Consider the following 15,744-nt stretch of genomic DNA (forward strand, 5'->3'; position numbering starts at 1 on the left):
CGCGGGCGTCGCGGCGATGGGTCCCGTCGAGGAGCGCGAGCGTCGTCGCGCCCTAGCCCTTGACCGCGCCCCCGAGCCCGGCCGAGCGCAGGAACACCGACTGGAAGATCAGGAACATCGCGATCGGGATGAGCGTCGCGATCGCCAGCGCCGCCAGGAACACGTCGAGCTCGGTCTGCGACTGCACGGCGGGGAGGCGCACCGACAGCGGCTGCACGGACGGATCCGGCAGCACCAGCATCGGCCAGAGGTAGTCCTTCCACGCCGCGATGATCGCGAACACCGACACCACACCGAGGATCGGCTTCGACATCGGGAGCACGATCGACCAGAACAGCCGGAACGGACCGGCGCCGTCCGTCCGTGCCGCCTCGAACACCTCACGCGGCAGACTGTCGAAGAACCGCTTGACCAGCAGGATGTTGAACGCGTTCGCACCCATCGGCAGCCAGACCGCGAGGTAGTTGTTGAGCAGGCTCACGTTCCCCAGCAGCGGCGGGTGAACGATCGTCAGATACAGCGGCACGAGCAGCACGATGCCGGGGATGAACAGCGTCGCCAGCACCAGGGCGTTCAGGATCGGCGCGTACCGCGGCTTCAGCACCGAGAGCGCATAGCCCCCGGTCGTCGCGATGAGCAGCTGGACGAACCAGGCGCCGAGCGCGATGATCACCGTGTTGAAGAAGTACTGGTCGATGTGGATGTCGTTCCACGCGGTCGACAGGTTCTCCCAGTCGATCCCGTTCGGCCACAGCGCGAACGGCTGCTGCAGGGTGTCCTGCGTCGGCGTCACGGCCGACTTCGCCAGCCACAGGATCGGTCCGAGTCCGGCGACCACCAGGCCGACCGTGAGGAAGACGTGCGTGACCGACATCCCGACGCGGATGCCGGGGCGCCGACGCTCCGAATCCGAGATGACCGTGCGGTCCCCGACGCTGTCGGCGGCCTTCTCTGCCGCCTTCTCCGCGGCACGGGTCGAGAGGCGGGTGGTGAGGCTCACGTCGTGCTCCAACGGTCGGTCAGCTTGAAGTACAGCCAGGAGAGCAGGGCGAGGACGATCGCGAGCAGCACCGAGACGGCCGTCGCCTCGCCGTAGTCGCCGCCCAGACTGTTGCGGAAGGCCTTGTCGTAGATGTATAGCAGCACGGTCTTGGTCGCGCCGGCAGGGCCGCCGCCGGTGAACAGGAACGGTTCGAGGAAGACCTGCGCGGTCGCGATGACCTGCAGGATCAGCATGATGAAGAGGATGCCGCGCAGCTGCGGCAGCGTGACGTGCCAGACCTTCTTCCAGATGCCGGCGCCGTCGACCTCCGCCGCGTCGTACAGCTCGGGCGGGACGCCGAGGAGGGCCGCGAGGTAGATGATGATCGATCCTCCTGCACCCGCCCAGGTGGCCTCGAGCACGAGCGAGGGCATGGCCTGCACGGCGTCCTGGATCCACGGCTGCGGGGGGATGCCGACGAATCCGAGCACCGTGTTGAACACACCGGACGGGTCGGCGCTGTAGAAGAACTTCCACAGCAGCACCGCGACCACGGGCGGGATCACGACCGGGAGGTACGCGAGCGCGGAGTAGATGCCCTTGCCGCGACGCACCTCGCTCATCAGCACGGCCATCAGCAGCGGCAGCGGGAACCCGAAGAGGAGGGCGAGCACGGCGAACCACAGCGTGTTGATCACGGCGCGGCCGAGCTCGGGGTCGCCGATCACGGCGAGGTAGTTGTCGAATCCGACCCACTCGGAGACGATCAGGTTCGTCTTCTGCAGGCTCATGATCACCGACTGCACGATCGGCGACCAGGAGAAGAACACGAACACGAACAGCATGGGGAGCACGAACAGGAGGTTCGCGAGCCCGCCGCCGCGGAACCACGTGAGCGGTGAGCGGCGGCGGGAACGGCGCACAGCGGGCGGCGGAGAGTCCTCCACCGCCGCCCGCTGCTCGGAGAGCGTCATCGTCATGAAGTGTTTACTCGTCGAGCTTCGCCTGCGCATCGGTCTGCGCCTGGGCGAGCAGAGCGTCGATGTCGGCGTTCTGATCGGTGAGCACCTTCTGCACCACGGTGTCGAGGAGCGCGTAGACCTCCTGGGTCTTCACCTTCGGCTCGCCCACCGGCGTCTGGTCCCAGATGCGGTCGCTGAACGGCGCCATCTGCTCGACCGGGACGTTGATGTAGTCGGCGATCCACTCCTGCGACTCGTCGTACAGCTCGCGGCTGAGCACCGGGAGCAGCGGCGTGCCGACGGCCTGACCCGACTCGTTCAGGGTCTTGGCGTCGAGGACGGCGGCGTCCTTGTCCATCAGCTTCTGCATGTAGTACCAGTCGATCCAGGTGACGGCCGCCGCCTTGGTGGCCTCGTCGACGGTCGGGCTGATCACCGCGATGTCACCGCCGCCGAGCGTGCCGGGGTCGTCGCCGTCCATCGGCACGACGGTCATGCCGTAGATCGACGAGTCCATGCCGAAGTCGCGCACCAGTGCGGTGTAGATGTCGGAACCCGACGTGTACATGCCGATGTTGCCGGCCGCGAACTCCTGGTTGATCGTGCCCCAGTCGAGGTCGACCTTGGAGCCGAAGGACTTGTCCTCCCACTTCACGTCGTGCAGGAACTGCAGCGCGGCCTTGGTGGCGTCGTTGTCGATCGTCGACTCGGCCGTGCCGTCGCCGTTGTCGGTCTGCGTGCGACCGCCGCGCGCCACGGTCTGCGAGGTGAGCTGCCACCCGCCCGTGTTGTTGATCGCCATCTGCGCGTAGCCGGCCTTGCCCGTCGCGTCCGTGATCGCCTTCGCGGCCGTGCGGATCTCGTCCCACGTCTGCGGCGGGTTGTCGGGGTCGAGCCCCGCCGCCTCGAACAGGTCGCGGTTGTAGTGCAGCGCTGCCGCGTAGGCCTGGCGCGGGAACCCGTAGATCTTCCCGTCGGAGCCGGTGACCCCGTCGAGGATGATCGGGTTGAACTTGTCGGTGTACCCGAGCTTCTCGATGGCGTCGGTCACGTCCATCAGCTGCCCGTTCTCGAGCAGCGTCTTGGAGTCGGTGAACGGCACGGTGAACACGTCGGGCAGGCTGCCGCCGGCGAGCTGCACCGCGAAGGTCGGGCCCTCCCACTCGTACTCGACACCGATGATGTCGATGTCGGGGTTCTCCTTCTCGAACTGCTTCTCCTGGGCGGCGAACGCCTCGTAGGCCGCCGCGTCGGCTCCCGGCGGGAACGTGGCGACGCGCAGCTCGGTCTTGCCGTCGGCGCTGTCATCGCCGCTCGACGTGCAGCCGGCGAGGGCGCCGACCGTGGCGAGCACGGCGACCCCGGCGACCAGGGCTTTCGTTGGTGACTTCATTGTCTGTCCTTCCATGTGGTGCTGATCGGGTGGTGCAGGGCTACTTCTGCGCTCGCGGGGAGCGCCCGGAAACGGCTCGGAGGGCGAGCCAGGCTGTGGAGTCGGGGGGCAGTGCGCCGCCGTCGAGGAGCGTGCTGGCGAGCAGGACCTCATGGTGCGCGGGCAGCGGGACCGGCACCGCGCCGAGGTTGGTGATGCTGACGGTGCCGTCGCCGCGCCGGAACGCGAGGACGTCGGCTCCCAGCTCGAGCCACTCGAGGTCGCTTCCGGCGAGGTCGTCGATGCGTCGGCGCAGGGCGATCGCCGCACGATAGAGGTTCAGTGTCGAGCCGGGGTGGGCGTCCTGCGCCTCGACCGCGAGCGCCGCCCAGTCGGCGGGCTGCGGGAGCCAGGGTGTCCCGCCGAAGCCGTAGGGGCTCGCCTCCCCCGCCCATGGCAGCGGCACCCGGCATCCGTCCCGTCCGGGGTCGACGCCGCCGGAGCGGAAGTGCATCGGATCCTCGATCACGTCGAGCGGAAGCTCGACCTCGGGGAGTCCGAGCTCGTCGCCCTGGTAGATGTAGAGGCTTCCGGGGAGGGCGGCCACGAGCAGGGCCGCGGCCCGTGCGCGGCGGGATCCCCGTTCGACGTCGGTCGCGGTGCCGAAGCGCTTGCGCTCGAAGGCGAACGAGGAGTCCGCCTGCCCGTAGCGTGTCGCCGGACGGGTCACGTCGTGGTTGGAGAGCACCCACGTGGCCGGGGCTCCGACGGGCTCGTGCTCGGCGAGCGTGCGGGTGATGGAGTCGCGCATCGCCTGCGCGCTCCACGGCTGCGTCATGAACCCGAAGTTGAAGGCGGTGTGCATCTCCCCCGGCCGCAGGTAGCGGGCGAAGCGCTCGGCGTCGTCGAGCCAGACCTCGCCGACGAGCACCCGCTCGCCGTCGTACTCGTCGGCGACCGCGCGCCAGTCCCGGTAGATGTCGTGCAGCTCGTCGCGGTCGATGTGCGGGTGCCCGACCGTCGGAGCGCTGCCGGCGGGGAGGTCGGGCAGAGCCGGGTCCTTGACCGGGAGCGCGGCGGAGTCGATGCGGACGCCCGCGACGCCGCGGTCGAACCAGAACCGCAGGACGTCTTCGTGCTCGCGGCGCACGTCGGCGTGGTTCCAGTTGAGGTCGGGCTGCTCGGGGGTGAACAGGTGCAGGTACCACTCACCGGGTGTCCCGTCGGGGTTCTGCGTGCGCGTCCACGTCTCGCCCTGGAAGCTGGAGACCCAGTTGGTGGGGATCCCGGATCCGTCGGCGCCACGACCGGGGTGGAACCAGAAGCGCTCGCGTTCGGCGCTGCCCGGGCCCGCGGCCAGCGCCTGCTGGAACCATTCGTGCTGGTCGGAGATGTGGTTCGGCACGATGTCGACGATCGTGCGGATGCCGAGCTCGAGCGCCTCCGCGATCAGCTGCTCGGCCTCTTCGAGCGTGCCGAAGCGCGGGTCGATCCGCCGGTAGTCCTGCACGTCGTAGCCGCCGTCGGCGAGCGGGCTCTGGTACCACGGCGTGAACCAGAGCGCATCGACCCCGAGGCTCTTGAGGTAGCCGAGGCGCGAGCGCACACCCGCGAGATCGCCGATGCCGTCGCCGTTGCCGTCCGCGAAGCTGCGCACGTACACCTGGTAGATGACGGCCGTGCGCCACCACCCCTCGCCCACGGGCATGGTCAGGGTGCGGGCAGGTGCCGCGCTGCGCAGAACTTCAGTGTCCACGGAACTCCTCGTCGTCGGTGGCGATGAGTCGAATGTAGCTTTTCCGCGTGCTTCACGCAAGAACTAAACAGATTGTTGGAAATTTGCGATGACTTGCGGGCGCGCAAAAGAGCCCGTGGTGGCGCCGGAGCGCCTCCGGTCAGGCCAGTGGACCCGTCGAAGCCCGGAGCACCAACTCGGGCTCGAAGAGCAGCTCATCGCTCGGCCGGGAGGTGCCGGCGATCTGCGCGAGCAGCAGCGCGATCACGGCACGACCCATCGACTCGATCGGCTGCCGCACCGTGGTCAGCGGCGGCTCGGTGCAGCTCATCAGCGCCGAGTCGTCGAACCCGACGATGCTCACGTCGCCCGGCACGGACAGCCCCGCTCGGCGCGCGGCGCGCACGGCGCCGAGTGCCATCGGGTCGCTCGCGCACACGATCGCCGTGGCTCCGGCGGCGAAGAGGCGTGCTGCGCCCGCCTGCCCCGATTCGAGCGAGTACATGCCGCGTACCACGATCTCGTCCGGGAGCGGCTCGCCGAGCTGCTCGAGCAGACGACGCGCGGACTCGAGCTTGCGCTGCGACGGGACGTGATCGTCCGGCCCCAGCAGCAGCCCGATGCGCCGATGTCCGAGCTGATGCACGTGCAGCACCGCCTGCTCGGCCGCGGCCGCGTCGTCGGTCGAGACCGTCGCGAACTGCAGCTCGGGCACGCGGGCGTTCACGAGCACGGTCGGCAGGTTCACCTGGCGCAGCCGCTCGTAGTGCTCGTGCGCGGCATCCGCCTGCGTGTAGTTCCCACCGAGGAAGATCACTCCGGAGACCTGCTGCGCGAGGAGGAGGTCGACGTAGTCCGACTCCGTCACGCCGCCCGCGTTCTGCGTGCAGAGCAGCGGCGTGTAGCCGTTCTGGGTGAGCGCGCCGCCGACGATCTCGGCGAGGGCGGGGAAGATCGGGTTCTGCAGCTCGGGGAGCACCAGCCCCACCAGACGGGCCCGCTCGCCGCGCAGCTTCGTCGGCCGCTCGTAGCCGAGCACGTCGAGGGCCGTCAGCACCGCCTGCCGCGTGGCATCGGAGACTCCCGGCTTGTCGTTGAGCACACGGCTGACCGTGGCTTCACTCACACCGACCTTGCGCGCCACCTCGGCGAGTCGCTTCGACATGGGGTCAGCTTACGCGCAAGTTCTTGCAAGAACGCGCAAACGGATTGCGCACCGAGGGGCGAGGGCTCAGCCGTTGCCGTTGGAGCAGGTCTCCTGAGCCGCGGAGTTTCCCTTGATCGAGTCCGGGAGAGCGACCACGTTGTCCGGCGTCGCCGTGGGATCCGGTGTCGCCTCCGTCGTCGGCGTCGTCGGCTCCTTGACGACCACACCGTCGTTGCCGTTGTTCTGGTGCGTGATCTGCAGTTGGGCGTTGGCCTCGATCGCGTCCCACAGCGCCGTGGCGGCGTCGTAGTTCGGGACCACCTTGTTGCGGTCGTCGGGGTCGGTTCCGGTCGGGTACTGCACGAAGACGATGTCCTCGAACGGCACCGACTTCACCGCGAGGGCGATCTGCACGAGCGTCATCGGGTTGTTCGCCAGCGAGGTGCTCGCCTCGAGGTTGTTGAGCGCCGTGTTCGCGAGCTTGAGCATGACCGGCACGTTGCCGAGCACCTCTCCGCTGATCATCTTGCGGGCGAGGCTGGACATGTACTGCTGCTGGTTGCCGATGCGGCCGAGGTCGCTGCCGTCTCCGACGCCGTGACGGGTGCGGAGGAACTGCAGCGCCTCCAGGCCGCGGATCGTGTGCGTGCCCGCGCTCATGTCGAGGCCGGTGTAGCGGTCCTTGATGGGGGAGGCGAGACACACGTCGACGCCGCCGATGGCGTTGGTGATCTCGATCACGCCGCCGAACGTGACGGAGGCCGCGAACTGGACCTCCTGGTCGGTGAGCTCCGAGATCGTCTTGACGACGCAGTTCAGACCGCCGTCCGTGTACGCCACGTTGAGCGGCTGCTTGTTCATCGCCGAGTGGTTGTTGCCCTCGTCGTCGGTGCACTCCGGGATCGGGATCATCAGGTCGCGCGGGAAGCTGACGACGGTGATCCGACGCGGCTCCTGGGACACGTGCACGAGCAGGTTCACGTCGTTGAGCGTGCCCTCGGAATCGCTCCCGGTGCAGCGATCCCCGAAGAGATCCTTGTACTTCTCCTCGCACGTGTCCACACCGGTGAGGACGAGATTGAACCCGCCCTTGTACTCCCCGATGTCCGGGGGCACCGCCTGCTGGCCCTCGAGCTCGACGGCGTTCGCGGACACGGTGCTGGTGAGGTCGTAGTAGATGTACAGCCCGACGCCGAACCCGCTCACGAGGACGACGGCCAGACCGATCGCGATGAACTTCAGCAGCTGGCTGACCGTGTTCGGGGTGCCCAGCTGACCGTGTCGGGCGATGGTGCGGCGGCGTCGGGTGTTGTCGCTCACTCGGGCCCTTTCGGATTCAGCGCCGGTGCGGGGTCACCGTGCTCAGCATGCGGAGGGTGTGGGATTCGAACCCACGAGACATCTCTGCCCACTGGTTTTCAAGACCAGCTCCATCGGCCGCTCGGACAACCCTCCTCGACAGACGCATCTGTCGACAAGGCGTGAGTCTAGCCGAGTTCTATTCTCCTGCGCTGACCTGGGCAGGTGCTGGAAGCGTGTCCAGCGCCTGTGCCAGACCGCCATCCTCGACGTCGGCGGTGACCTCGCCGGCGGCATCCTTCACCTCGTCGGGAGCCTGGCCCATCGCCACGGCCCGTCCGCCGAGCGAGCGCGCCCAGCCGAACATCCCGATGTCGTTCCGGCCGTCCCCGGCGACGAGGATGCGCTCCTCATCGAGACCGAGCTCGACGCGCACCTGCTCCAGGGCGGTGCCCTTGTCGACGCCCTGCGGCGCGATGTCGAGCCAGGCCGTCCAGCCGATCGCGTACGACACCTCGTTGAGACCCGCATCCGCCACCAGACGGTGGAAGTCGTCTTCGTCGTGCCCCGGGGAGACGACCACGATGCGCGAGACGGGCAGGGCGCCGAGCTCGTCGAAGTCGACCTGTCGACCGCCGTCCAGGGTCCAGTCGTCGAGCTGCTCGGTGAACAGTCGCTGCCCCGAAGCGAGCTCGACCATGTACCGGGCTTCGGGCAGTCGGTCGCGCAGCAGGCCGAGCACGGGCGTCGGGTCGAAGGTCTCGACGTTCCAGCGCTCCCACTCGTCACCCACGCGTCGCATCGTCACCGCACCGTTGGAGCACACCACGTAGTCCGCGGTCAGCCCGAGCTCCTCGACGTAGCGCCGCGTCGCCATCCAGCTGCGTCCGGTCGCGATCGTGACGATGTGACCGGCGTCGCGCACCCGCGCGATGGCCTCGGGCACGCCGGGGCTCATGGTCTCGTCCTGCAGGAGGATCGTGCCGTCGACGTCGAGGCCGACCAGCCAGGGTGCCGTCACCGTGCAGCCCGCCCGTCGGCGAGGGGCTGGATCACTTCGAGACCGCCGAGGTACGGGCGCAGCACCTCGGGCACGCGCACCGAGCCGTCCGCCTGCTGGTGCGTCTCGAGCAGCGCGACGATCCAGCGCGTGGTCGCCAGGGTGCCGTTCAGCGTCGCGACGTGCTGCGTCTTCGCCGTCCCCGATGCGGCGGTGTCGGCCGGGTCGACGGCCGGGCGATGCCGCACGTCCAGGCGGCGCGCCTGGTAGGTCGTGCAGTTCGAGGTCGAGGTGAGCTCGCGGAACGCGCCCTGGGTGGGGACCCAGGCCTCGATGTCGTACTTGCGGGCGGCGCTCGACCCCAGGTCGCCGGCGGCGACGTCGATCACGCGGTAGGCGAGACCGAGCGAGGTGAGCATCTCCTCCTGCAGCGCGACGAGGCGCAGGTGCTCGGCTTCGGCTTCCTCCGCGGTCGTGTAGACGAACATCTCGAGCTTGTTGAACTGGTGCACGCGGATGATGCCGCGGGTGTCCTTGCCGTGCGACCCGGCCTCACGGCGGTAGCAGGTCGACCAGCCGGCGTAACGGAGGGCGCCGTCGGCGAGGTCGACGATCTCGTCCTTGTGGTACCCGGCGAGCGCGACCTCGCTGGTGCCGACGAGGTAGAGGTCGTCGTCCTTGTCGAGGTGGTAGACCTCGTCGGCGTGCTCGCCGAGGAAGCCCGTGCCCTGCATGATCTCGGGGCGCACGAGCGTCGGCGTGATCAGCGGCACGAAGCCGTTCTGCAGGGCCTTGTCGAGGGCGAGGTTCATGAGGGCGATCTCGAGACGCGCCCCGATGCCGCGCAGGAAGTAGAAGCGGGCGCCGGACACCTTGGCCCCGCGCTCCATGTCGATGGCTCCGAGGAGCTCCCCGAGCTCGAGGTGATCCTTCGGCTCGAAGTCGAAGGCGGGCACGTCTCCGACGCGGCGCAGTTCGACGAAGTCGGCTTCCCCACCGGCCGGAACGCCGTCGATCACGACGTTCTCGATGCGGGCGAGCGCGGCGGATGCCGCTTCCGCAGCCTCGTTCGCCGCGTGCTGCGCCTGCTTCACGCGCTCGGCGAGGTCCTTCGCCTGCGCCACGAGCGCGGCCTTCTCGTCCTTGGGCGCCTTCGCGACCTGCTTGCCGAAGGCGTTCTGCTCGGCGCGCAGCTCCTCGAACGCGGAGAGAGCCGCGCGGCGCGATCGATCGGCCTCGAGTGCGACGTCGACGGTGCTCTGGTCGTTTCCACGAGCAGCCTGCGAGCGGCGGACGATCTCCGGATTGTCGCGGAGGAGTGCGAGGTCGATCATCCACCAAGTCTACGGTGAACGCCCCGGGACGCCGATCGACGAGAAGGCGAAGAAGGGATGTCACACTTCCGCGGCTGCATCGTCTTCCTCTGCAACGGCCGGCACTCCGTCGACCTTCAGAAAAGGAAACCCATGAGCACCAGTGTGACCTCCCTCGACCAGCTGAACCTGGCCTTCGCGGAGCGGTTCAACGCCCGCGACCTCGACGGCCTGATGGCCCTGAACACCCCGGACGTGGTCTTCGTCCCCGCGCCGGGCACCCCCGTCACGGGCGTCGAGGCGGTGCGGGGTGCGCTCGAGCAGTTCCTCGGGCTGAACCTGCCGATCTCGATGACGGTCCGCCACGTCTTCGAGAGCGCGGGCACCGGCCTCGCGATCGCGGACTGGACGATCACCGGCACCGGTCCCGACGGGTCCGAGATCGCCCTCGCCGGCACCACGGCCGATGTCGCGGTGTACGACGACGAGCACGGCTGGCGCTACGTCGTCGACAACCCGTTCGGCACCGTCTGAGCGACGCCTCCGGGGAGGTCGGGCAGCTGTCCGACCTCCCTCAGCCTTCCCCCATGTCCGTGCGGCGACATTCCTTCAACGCCTTGCGCGCGCGGGAGATGCGCTGGCGGGCGGCCGCGGGCTCGATCCCGAGGCGCGTCGCCACCTCCTCCGCGGAGAGTCCTTCGACGACGCTCAGCAGCAACGCCTCCCGGAGCGTCTCCGGCAGCGAGTGCACCGCGGTGAGCGCGCTGTCGAGGAAGACGCGGATCTCCACGGCGGACTCCACGCTCGGCTGCTCTCCGGCGGTGTCGTCGTCGAGCTCCGCCTCCGGTCGGCGGGCCCGCTGGCGGGCGAGGTCGATCGCGACGTTCCGGGCGATGGCGTCCAGCCACGAGCACATGCGCCCGGGTTCCGGCGTCTCCAGGTGGGCGATGGACCGCCAGGCGCGCAACAGAGACGTCTGCGCCGCATCCTCCGCATCGCGGAACGGCACGCCCAGCGAGATGCTGCGGCGGCGGAGCCGGTCGGGCTCCGAACCGATCATTTCGGAGAGCACCGCGCGTGCGGTGCTGTCGGGGACGTCGTTCATCGTGCTGTTCTCCTCATCCCCGCATGATGAAGCGTCCGATCCGGATGAGGCGACCCGAGCGAATCCCGGTTTAGAGTAGCGCCATGACCACCCCCGCCCCCGTTCAGCGACAGGCGGCACTCATCTACAACCCGATCAAGGTCGACGGCAAGCATCTGCGCTCCCGGGTCCGCGATCTCTCGCGTGAAGCCGGATGGGAACACCCCGCATTTTACCCGACGACCGTCGAGGATGCGGGGCAGGGTGCGACCGCGCAGGCGCTCGCCCGCGGCGTCGACGTCGTGCTGGTCGCGGGTGGCGACGGCACGGTCCGCGCCGTGTCGGAGGCGATCGCGAACACCGGAGTCCCGCTCGCGATCCTGCCCAGCGGCACGGGCAACCTGCTCGCGCGGAACCTCGGACTGCCGCTCGGCGACCCGGCCGAGATGATCCGGGCGGCCCTCGGCGACTTCCGCCATCCGATCGACATCGGCTGGGCCCGTCTGACGCGAGAGGACGGTGAGGAGGCGGAGCACGCTTTCGTGGTTCTCGCCGGCATGGGGCTCGATGCCGACATGATCGCGAACACGCGCCCCGATCTGAAGAAGTCCGTCGGCTGGATCGCCTATGTCGACGGGGCTGCACGATCGCTTCCGCGGGCGAAGCCGTTCCGTGCCGTCTACCAGATCGACGAGGGGCGCCTGCACTCGCACCGGGCGTACAGCCTGCTGTTCGCGAACTGCGGCACGCTGCCCGCCGGCATCGCGCTGATCCCCGACGCGTCGATCACCGACGCCGCACTCGACATCGCCGTCATCCAGCCCACCGGGGTGCTCGGCTGGTTCGCGGTGTGGCGCAAGATCTGGTGGGACAACTCGGTGCTGCGGAGATTCCGCGCAGGGCGTCGCGTGCTCGAACGCCGCGGCAAGAACGCCTCGGTGCACTACTTCCACGGCGTCGCCGCCGAAGCAGCCGCCCCCGGTCCGATCCCGATCGAGCTCGACGGCGACGAGTTCGGTACGGCCGTGCGCATCACCTGCTGGGCCGGCCCCGGCGCCCTGCTGCTCGCGCTGCCGGCCGGTCACCCGGTGACGATGATCTGATCCCGGCGCCTGCTCCGCGGGTCAGCGGACCTCGACCGTGCCGTCGAGACCGCCGCCGACGAGGGTCAGCGTGAAGGGGCCGTCGTCGTCCACGACGTCGTCGCCGAAGGTGAGCAGCGTCGCGCGCGGCGCCATGTCCATCGTGCAGACCTGGCCCTCGTCGGTGACGAACGTCGCCGTGCCCGCGTTGCCGGAGCCCTCGAGGGACTCGAGCACAGGGGCACAGCTCGAGGAGCCCCAGGTGAGCAGCACCAGACCGCCGTCGTCGAACCAGCCGGCCGACGGCTGGAACTCGGTCGTTGTTCCGGGCGTGCCGGTGGCTGCGGGGTCGCCGTCGAGATCGACGTCGTCGGTGAGGTCGCCGTACGTCACGTTCAGGGTGATGTCGGACTTCGGGTCCACGCCCTCCGGCAGCGCGCCGATGCTGGCCCGCGGCGCGAGATCCTTCGTGCACGGCTGCGATTCGTCGGGGTCCACGAGCGTGACGGTCACGGTCTGACCGTCCGCGGTGACCTGGTCGACCTGCGGCACACAGGTGGACGAGCCGAGGGTGATGACGGCGAACATGCGGCCGTCATCGAGCAGCGCCGCTTCGATGTCGTTCTGGTCGTCGACGCTGTCGGCGCTGGGGGCGGGCGAGCTGGTCGGCGTCTCCGATCCCGGTCCGGCGGTGCATCCCGCGACGAGGAGCGCGGCGGCGAAGAGACCGACGACGGAGGCGAGGGGACGGAGCGCAGAGGTCATGCTCACAGGGTAGCCCGCACGGAGATCGCCGGGAAAGCCGACGGTCGCTACTGCAGGGCGGAGGTGAGGCGGGCGAGGTTGTCGAGGACGGTCGACCGCAACGGCTGCTCCATCCACTCCTCCAGGGTCAGTTCCCGGCTGAGCGAGCGGTACTTGTCCTCGACCTCGCGCATCTCGGCGACGAACTCCTCGCCGCGCACCAGCATCGACACCTCGAGGTTCAGACCGAAGGAGCGCATATCCATGTTGCTCGATCCGATGACCGCGACACCGTCGTCGATCGTCAGCGTCTTGGTGTGCAGGATGTACGGCTTCCGGTACATCCAGATGCGCACCCCGGCCTTGAGGAGCACCTCGTAGTAGCTGCGCTGGGCGTGATAGACCATCGCCTGGTCGCCCTCTTCCGAGACGAACAGCTCGACCTGCACGCCACGGTCGACGGCGGCGGTGACAGCGAGCAGCAGGGCCTCGTCGGGGACGAAGTACGGGCTGACGATCATGATCTTCTTCTTCGCCGCGTAGAGCAGACCGAGGAAGAGGCGCAGGTTGTTCTCGACCTCGAACCCCGGTCCCGACGGCACGACCTGGCAGTCGAGATCGCCCGAGCCGATGTTCGCATGGGCGATGTCGATGCCCTCCAGCACGGTGTCCGTCTCGCTGTACCAGTCGGCGACGAAGATCGCGTTCACGCTGAGCACCACCGGACCGTCGAGCCGGACCATGAGGTCGACCCAGTGCAGACCGCGCTTGATGTTCTTCGGCAGGTTGTACGTCGAGTCCGTGATGTTCTGCGAGCCGAGGAAGGCGATGTTGCCGTCGACGACGAGGAGCTTGCGGTGGTTGCGCAGATCGGGGCGCTGCATCTTGCCCTTGAGCGGCTGCACCGGGAGCATCAGGTGCCAGTCCGCCCCCATCCCGTTGAGCCGGGCGATGGTCTGCTTGTAGCGTGGCTTGCCACGGTTCGCCCAGTGGTCGAGGAGCACGCGCACCTCGACGCCGCGCGCCGAGACCTCTTCCAGCGCACGGAAGAAGTTGTCGGTCGAGGTGTCCGACTGGAGGATGTAGAACTCGACGTGCACGTAGTCCTGCGCCGTGCGGATGGCCTCGGCCATCTCGTCGAGCGACTCCTGGTAGTCGGAGATCAGGTGGGCGCCGTTGTCACCCGAGAGCGGGAGCGCTCCGAGCTTCTGGTTCATCTGCACGATCGGCCCGAACCAGTCCGGGGCGTTCGGTCGCAGCGTCCCGAAGTGCAGGTGCTCGCTCGTCTCCGCGATGTACTCGTTGATCTGGTCCTGCTTGCGTCGCCGTGCCCGTGGAAGGCGCGGGTTGCCGATCAGCAGGAAGAGGAAGACGCCGACGAACGGGATGAAGAAGACCGCGAGGAGCCAGGCCATCGCCGCCGTGGGACGGCGATTGCGCGGGATGACGATGATGGCCGTGACGCGGATGATGATGTCGAGCACCAGCAGGAAGGTGGCGATCCACCATCCCCAGGTCTCCGCAGTCATCGTGTCCCCTCGCCACCGCAGTGACCATCACATCCGAGCGCACCGGAACCGGTGCGCTTGGCTTCACAGTAGCGGATGGGTCGGACTCAGGAGCGCGGCGGGAGGCCGCGCGCTGCACGCTCTTCGGCCTCGATCTGCGCGTGGACCTTGCGCTCGGTGCGGTCGAACCGCAGGATGCCACGGAGCACGAAGACGAACACGAGGCTCACTCCGACGGTCGGCAGGAGCGACCATGCCGCGGCAAGCCAGAAGTTCTCCATCCCCCCATGGTACGCCCGCCACTCTTCATGCACATTCGCCGGCTCCCAGGATCTGCGTCCACAGGCGGCTCTTTCGCCCCGCGCCGCCTCGCCCAGCGGGGACACTCTCGGGATGACAACAGTGCTTCGAGCCACCGACTCCGCCGCATTCCTCGGCATCGTCCCCTCCCTCGCCGGCTTCACGCCCCGACGCAGCATCGCCCTGCTCCCCTTCCGAGGTACGCGCACGGAGGGAGCGATGCGCCTCGATCTGCCGCACGAGGGAACCGACCTCGAAGCCTATGCCGATGCGGCGGTCGGCCTGGTGGCCCGCGTCTCGGGGACCGATGCCGTGGCCGCCGTGGTCTACACCGACCTCGAGGCGGAGGCGACGAGGGACGGGCTCGTGCTTCCGCACGCCGTGGCGGTCGACGAGCTGCTGGGCTGCGCGGAGGATGCCGGGCTCCGCGTGGTCGATGCGCTCTGCGTGACGCCCTCGGGATGGTCGAGCTACATCGACGAGTCCCCGGAACTCCGCTCCCTCACGCAGATCCGCACGCCGCCGGAGGCTTCGGCCGTCGGCGACGTCGCGGGAGACCAGTCCGCAGGGGTCGGGCTCCCTCCGGTCGACCTCGCCGAGAAGGAACGCGTGGGCAGAGCGTCCCTCGAACTCGGCGCGCTGCTCGACCGGGACGGCACCGGACGCCTGACCGGGCGGGAGAATCCGCAGCTGATCGCTGCTCTGGTGCTGCTCGAAGACATCCCTGCGTTCTTCGAGTCCGTGCTGGCGGCGCCGGACGCGCTTCCCCCTTTCGCGACCGCCACGCTGCTGTGGTGTCTGGCACAACCGCTGCTGCGCGACGTCGCGATTGCGCAGTGGGCCACCGATCTCGCGGGTGGCATCCGCGCGCTGGAGGCTCAGACGACGTTCGCCGCGTCCGGCGAGACGATCCCCGACGAGGTCGGGCGGGTGTTCCTGGGGCAGGGGCCCGCTCCCGACCTCGACCGCCTCCGGCTCGCCCTCGCCGTCGTCCGCGAGGCGGCGGCACGGGCGCCGCGCGCCTCGCGACCGGCACCGCTGACCGCGGCGGCGTGGTTGTCGTGGGCGCAGGGGCGCGCCACGCATGCCGGCCACTATCTCGGACTCGTGCGCGAGATCGACCCGCAGTACTCCCTCGCCGTCTTGCTGGAGACGATGATCGGCGGCGCGATGCTGCCGGACTGGGCCTTCCACAGGACCCCGGCGGAATGAGCGC

15 protein-coding genes and 1 tRNA gene are annotated in these 15,744 nt (G+C 69.0%); 3 read left to right on the forward strand and 13 right to left on the reverse strand.

Annotated features, from left to right (window positions below):
* Positions 1 to 52: 52 nt before the first annotated feature.
* The 9 genes from AC07VM_RS11760 to serS form a co-directional block, all read right to left on the reverse strand.
* Positions 53 to 1,000, reverse strand: coding sequence for a carbohydrate ABC transporter permease (locus AC07VM_RS11760; protein WP_267417254.1), 948 nt, complete (start codon positions 998 to 1,000; stop codon positions 53 to 55).
* Positions 997 to 1,962 (reverse strand): carbohydrate ABC transporter permease, encoded by a 966-nt coding sequence (locus tag AC07VM_RS11765; RefSeq protein ID WP_267417253.1) that lies wholly within the window; start codon positions 1,960 to 1,962, stop codon positions 997 to 999. The genes AC07VM_RS11760 and AC07VM_RS11765 overlap by 4 nt, the downstream gene beginning before the upstream one ends.
* Positions 1,963 to 1,969: 7 nt before the next feature.
* Positions 1,970 to 3,337, reverse strand: a complete 1,368-nt coding sequence (locus AC07VM_RS11770) for an ABC transporter substrate-binding protein (RefSeq protein ID WP_267417252.1) — start codon at positions 3,335 to 3,337, stop codon at positions 1,970 to 1,972.
* A gap of 40 nt (positions 3,338 to 3,377) precedes the next feature.
* Positions 3,378 to 5,024 carry a glycoside hydrolase family 13 protein gene (locus AC07VM_RS11775; RefSeq protein WP_494911709.1) on the reverse strand — a complete coding sequence of 549 codons (1,647 nt, stop codon included), beginning with the start codon at positions 5,022 to 5,024 and terminating at the stop codon, positions 3,378 to 3,380.
* Between the two features lie 187 nt (positions 5,025 to 5,211).
* Positions 5,212 to 6,216 carry a LacI family DNA-binding transcriptional regulator gene (locus AC07VM_RS11780; RefSeq protein WP_494911341.1) on the reverse strand — a complete coding sequence of 335 codons (1,005 nt, stop codon included), beginning with the start codon at positions 6,214 to 6,216 and terminating at the stop codon, positions 5,212 to 5,214.
* A 66-nt stretch (positions 6,217 to 6,282) separates the two neighbouring features.
* Positions 6,283 to 7,518, reverse strand: a complete 1,236-nt coding sequence (locus tag AC07VM_RS11785; RefSeq protein WP_267417250.1) for an LCP family protein — start codon at positions 7,516 to 7,518, stop codon at positions 6,283 to 6,285.
* A gap of 50 nt (positions 7,519 to 7,568) precedes the next feature.
* Positions 7,569 to 7,653 (reverse strand) — tRNA-Ser (locus AC07VM_RS11790).
* Between the two features lie 43 nt (positions 7,654 to 7,696).
* Positions 7,697 to 8,518 (reverse strand): HAD family hydrolase, encoded by an 822-nt coding sequence (locus tag AC07VM_RS11795; protein WP_494911342.1) that lies wholly within the window; start codon positions 8,516 to 8,518, stop codon positions 7,697 to 7,699.
* Complete coding sequence (serS, locus tag AC07VM_RS11800) at positions 8,515 to 9,831, reverse strand: serine--tRNA ligase (protein WP_494911343.1); 1,317 nt, start codon at positions 9,829 to 9,831, stop codon at positions 8,515 to 8,517. The genes AC07VM_RS11795 and serS overlap by 4 nt, the downstream gene beginning before the upstream one ends.
* A gap of 132 nt (positions 9,832 to 9,963) precedes the next feature.
* Here serS and AC07VM_RS11805 point away from each other — a divergent pair, with 132 nt between their 5' ends.
* On the forward strand, positions 9,964 to 10,344 hold the full coding sequence (locus tag AC07VM_RS11805) for a YybH family protein (protein ID WP_494911345.1): 381 nt from the start codon (positions 9,964 to 9,966) through the stop codon (positions 10,342 to 10,344).
* A 40-nt stretch (positions 10,345 to 10,384) separates the two neighbouring features.
* On the opposite strand, the gene AC07VM_RS11810 is transcribed toward AC07VM_RS11805, so the two are convergent.
* Positions 10,385 to 10,915 (reverse strand): RNA polymerase sigma factor, encoded by a 531-nt coding sequence (locus AC07VM_RS11810; RefSeq protein WP_494911346.1) that lies wholly within the window; start codon positions 10,913 to 10,915, stop codon positions 10,385 to 10,387.
* A gap of 83 nt (positions 10,916 to 10,998) precedes the next feature.
* Between AC07VM_RS11810 and AC07VM_RS11815 the strand changes: the two genes are divergently transcribed.
* The gene (locus tag AC07VM_RS11815) at positions 10,999 to 11,997 is read left to right on the forward strand and encodes a diacylglycerol/lipid kinase family protein (protein WP_494911347.1); all 999 of its coding nucleotides are present in this window, start codon (positions 10,999 to 11,001) and stop codon (positions 11,995 to 11,997) included.
* A 21-nt stretch (positions 11,998 to 12,018) separates the two neighbouring features.
* On the opposite strand, the gene AC07VM_RS11820 is transcribed toward AC07VM_RS11815, so the two are convergent.
* The 3 genes from AC07VM_RS11820 to AC07VM_RS11830 all read right to left on the reverse strand — a co-directional run bounded on the left by AC07VM_RS11820 (position 12,019) and on the right by AC07VM_RS11830 (position 14,509).
* Positions 12,019 to 12,741: a hypothetical protein gene (locus tag AC07VM_RS11820; RefSeq protein ID WP_494911348.1), complete on the reverse strand. Its 723-nt coding sequence runs from the start codon at positions 12,739 to 12,741 to the stop codon at positions 12,019 to 12,021.
* Between the two features lie 47 nt (positions 12,742 to 12,788).
* The gene (cls, locus tag AC07VM_RS11825) at positions 12,789 to 14,249 is read right to left on the reverse strand and encodes a cardiolipin synthase (protein ID WP_267417243.1); all 1,461 of its coding nucleotides are present in this window, start codon (positions 14,247 to 14,249) and stop codon (positions 12,789 to 12,791) included.
* A gap of 86 nt (positions 14,250 to 14,335) precedes the next feature.
* Positions 14,336 to 14,509 carry a hypothetical protein gene (locus tag AC07VM_RS11830; protein WP_494911349.1) on the reverse strand — a complete coding sequence of 58 codons (174 nt, stop codon included), beginning with the start codon at positions 14,507 to 14,509 and terminating at the stop codon, positions 14,336 to 14,338.
* Positions 14,510 to 14,621: 112 nt separating this feature from the next.
* Between AC07VM_RS11830 and AC07VM_RS11835 the strand changes: the two genes are divergently transcribed.
* Positions 14,622 to 15,740, forward strand: coding sequence for a DUF4192 family protein (locus AC07VM_RS11835; protein WP_494911350.1), 1,119 nt, complete (start codon positions 14,622 to 14,624; stop codon positions 15,738 to 15,740).
* Positions 15,741 to 15,744 lie beyond the last annotated feature (4 nt).

It is taken from the genome of Microbacterium sp. GW821-FHT01D02, from assembly GCF_059422585.1.

Coding starts and splice junctions, on each gene's coding strand:
- AC07VM_RS11765 (WP_267417253.1), bottom strand. CDS start 1,962: ATGACGATGACGCTCTCCGAGCAGCGGGCGGCGGTGGAGGACTCTCCG.
- AC07VM_RS11770 (WP_267417252.1), bottom strand. CDS start 3,337: ATGAAGTCACCAACGAAAGCCCTGGTCGCCGGGGTCGCCGTGCTCGCC.
- AC07VM_RS11775 (WP_494911709.1), bottom strand. CDS start 5,024: ATGCCCGTGGGCGAGGGGTGGTGGCGCACGGCCGTCATCTACCAGGTG.
- AC07VM_RS11780 (WP_494911341.1), bottom strand. CDS start 6,216: ATGTCGAAGCGACTCGCCGAGGTGGCGCGCAAGGTCGGTGTGAGTGAA.
- serS (WP_494911343.1), bottom strand. CDS start 9,831: ATGATCGACCTCGCACTCCTCCGCGACAATCCGGAGATCGTCCGCCGC.
- AC07VM_RS11805 (WP_494911345.1), top strand. CDS start 9,964: ATGAGCACCAGTGTGACCTCCCTCGACCAGCTGAACCTGGCCTTCGCG.
- AC07VM_RS11810 (WP_494911346.1), bottom strand. CDS start 10,915: ATGAACGACGTCCCCGACAGCACCGCACGCGCGGTGCTCTCCGAAATG.
- AC07VM_RS11815 (WP_494911347.1), top strand. CDS start 10,999: ATGACCACCCCCGCCCCCGTTCAGCGACAGGCGGCACTCATCTACAAC.
- AC07VM_RS11820 (WP_494911348.1), bottom strand. CDS start 12,741: ATGACCTCTGCGCTCCGTCCCCTCGCCTCCGTCGTCGGTCTCTTCGCC.
- cls (WP_267417243.1), bottom strand. CDS start 14,249: ATGACTGCGGAGACCTGGGGATGGTGGATCGCCACCTTCCTGCTGGTG.
- AC07VM_RS11830 (WP_494911349.1), bottom strand. CDS start 14,509: ATGGAGAACTTCTGGCTTGCCGCGGCATGGTCGCTCCTGCCGACCGTC.
- AC07VM_RS11835 (WP_494911350.1), top strand. CDS start 14,622: ATGACAACAGTGCTTCGAGCCACCGACTCCGCCGCATTCCTCGGCATC.